This window comes from uncultured Campylobacter sp., from assembly GCF_938018145.1.
Classification (GTDB): Bacteria; Campylobacterota; Campylobacteria; order Campylobacterales; family Campylobacteraceae; genus Campylobacter_A.
The window spans coordinates 1-2692 of the sequence record NZ_CALIII010000093.1 but is presented as its reverse complement, the minus strand read 5'-3'; the positions used below and the strand labels follow the sequence as shown (position 1 = coordinate 2692).

Below are 2692 nucleotides of genomic sequence, written 5' to 3'. Positions count from 1 at the left end.
TTTTATTTTAAATTTTATGCATTAATTTGCTTTTTAAAAGATTTAATCGCACGACAGGCGTAATATGCCGAATTTATAATATCCAAAAAGTATTTTTGTGATACACAACGACCGTTCACATAACAATTTAGAGCTTTGATTGCAGGTTGGAGTCTTTCTATTATCGCATATTTTCCATCTTTAAACCGCTGTTGGCATCTTTTAAATTTGACTTATCTACATATAGAATCGCCCCAAATTCCAAATTTATCCAAGTCAAAAATAGCCGCCAAAACGCTAAACTCATAGCGTATTTAAAATTTTATCTGCTATAATATCTCAAAAATTTAAAAAGGTTAAAAATGATCCCATTTACCGATGAAGAGCTTCTAAAGCCCGTAAAAGCCAGCCTGCAAAAGGTTTTGCCTATGCTTGAAAACGACGGCGGAGGCATGGAGCTGCTAGGCATCAAAAACGGCAAAATTTACGTCCGCCTTACCGGCCACTGCCACGGCTGCGCAGCTAGCTCTACTACGCTAAAATACGGCATCGAGCGTCAGCTCCGCATGGATATCCACCCTGAGCTAGAGGTCGTAAACATCTCTATCGGCGAGGAAATTAAATTTGATTGATTATAAAAAGGCGGGCCTAAAAGCGTTTAACAAGGGTGACTTTGACGCCGCAGCGAGCTATTTTTCGCTTGCCTACGACAAAAAACCCGACAAAAAGCTGCTTTTTCTCATTATGCTTTGCTCGCTTGCTAAGACTCGCCGCGACGAGGCGATGACGCTTTTTGAGATATTTAAGCTAAAAGACAAGCTCGGCATGAGCCCGGACGAGCTGGAGGAAATTTTAGGCGCGCTTGAGGCAAAATTTGGCGACGACGAGAGCCTTGAGGAGCAAAACGCCATCAGCTACGCCGATTTTATGGATGCGGTTAGGCGCGGCGGATTTAAAAGCACCTTTGAGGACATCATGTTTTCCACGCGCGTGATGATCGACAACCGCGACGATTTTCTCGAGTTTTTGCAAAATCTTATCAAAAACGACTTCATCGAAATGGGGCTAAACTACATCGAGACCGCGGCCGTGATGTTTGCCGGCGACGAACGGCTAAGCGCGCTGGCTCGCGAAATCAACGAAAAGGCCGAAAGTGAAAATTTACGTTAAAGAAGGCTTCGTCACCGACAACTCGAACGAATGCGAAGCGGGTTGCTGTTTCGTAAAAACGGCGACGAACGCCAAATTTGAAGCCGCCGCCGAAGCAAAGGGCGCAAAAATCATAAATTTGGCCGAGTGCAAGCGGCTGCTAGGTATCGACGAGAACATCAAAATCATCGGCATCACGGGCACGAACGGCAAGACCACGACCGCAGCGCTTATCTGCGCTACGCTGTTAAATTTAGGCTACGGATGCGGCCTGTGCGGCACTCGCGGCGCTTTTATAAACGGTGAACGCATAGATGATAAGGCGCTAACGACGAGCGAAATTTTACGCACGCTTAGCTACCTTAAAGCCGCTAGCGAGCGCGGTTGCGAGTACTTCGTGATGGAGGTCAGCTCACACGCCATCGCTCAAAAACGCATCGAGAGCTTGGATTTTGCGATGAAAATCTTTACGAATTTGACCCAGGACCACCTCGACTACCACGGCACGTTTGAAGAGTACGCGCGCGTAAAGAGCGAGTTTTTCGCAGACGACGCGCCAAAGCTCATAAACATAGACGACCGCGGCGGGATCAAATTTAACCCAGCAAATGCCCTAACTTACGCGCTTCATGCGGACGCAGACTTTGCGCCCGGCGAGTATTCGCTAGAGGGCGGCATTCACTGCGCGCTAAAGACTCCGCGCGGGCAGATGGCGCTAAGCTCAAATTTGCACGGCGAATTTAACCTCTATAACCTTATCGCGGCTGTCGCTTGCGTCGCGACGCTGACGGATAGACCGCTAGAGCAGATCGAACGCGCCGCGGCGGAATTTGACGGCGTCGAGGGGCGCATGGAGGTCGTGAGCCGTGAGCCACTCGTGATCGTGGACTTTGCGCATACGCCAGACGGTATCGAAAAGGTTCTAAACGCGCTGCGTCATCGCAAGATCGTCGCAGTTTTTGGCGCCGGAGGCGATAGAGATCGCACCAAACGCCCAAAAATGGGCTCAATCGCGCAAAAATACGCGCACAGACTCGTCGTCACCAGCGACAACCCTCGCAGCGAAGAGCCTGAAAGCATCATCGCCGAGATTTGCGGCGGTCTAGAGATGAACGAGCGCGTAAAATGCATCGCAAACCGTAAAGAGGCGATCAAATATGCACTTGAAAGCCTCACGCAAGACGAAATTTTGGTGATTTTGGGTAAGGGCGACGAGACCTATCAAGAGATCAAGGGCGTGAAGTATCCGTTTAGCGACAAGCAGGTCGTGCGCGAACTTTTGGACGCACGCGCCTAAATTTATGTATAAAACGGCACCAGACAAGGGAAAATTTGCGTAAAATTTGCCTTTGTTTGCGCCCAAACTTCTGTCTATTTACTACCGAGCGGCGTAAAATTTGCCACCCATCTAAACGCTGCTAATTTCAAATTTAATCACAAATTTAACCCCGAATTTTATCGCGTCAAGCAAGCAAAAATGAATCGCCGCGGCCAAATTTATAGTATAATTTTTCTAAAAATACAAAGGATAGCCGATGAAAATCGAAATTTTATCAAGCAAAAT

At 47.8% G+C, this 2692-nt stretch carries 3 protein-coding genes; all 3 read left to right on the top strand.

The genetic code is table 11. The features are described 5' to 3' along the window. The first annotated feature begins 341 nt into the window (after positions 1–341). From Q0338_RS02000 to Q0338_RS01990, 3 genes are read left to right on the top strand one after another with little or no spacing between them, the layout of a single operon-like run. Positions 342–611 (top strand): NifU family protein, encoded by a 270-nt coding sequence (locus Q0338_RS02000; RefSeq protein WP_298085299.1) that lies wholly within the window; start codon positions 342–344, stop codon positions 609–611. Beyond that, on the top strand, positions 604–1149 hold the full coding sequence (locus tag Q0338_RS01995; protein ID WP_298085298.1) for a histidine kinase: 546 nt from the start codon (positions 604–606) through the stop codon (positions 1147–1149). The genes Q0338_RS02000 and Q0338_RS01995 overlap by 8 nt, the downstream gene beginning before the upstream one ends. Continuing rightward, positions 1133–2425: a UDP-N-acetylmuramoyl-L-alanyl-D-glutamate--2,6-diaminopimelate ligase gene (locus Q0338_RS01990; RefSeq protein WP_298085297.1), complete on the top strand. Its 1293-nt coding sequence runs from the start codon at positions 1133–1135 to the stop codon at positions 2423–2425. The genes Q0338_RS01995 and Q0338_RS01990 overlap by 17 nt, the downstream gene beginning before the upstream one ends. The last annotated feature ends 267 nt before the right edge of the window (positions 2426–2692 follow it).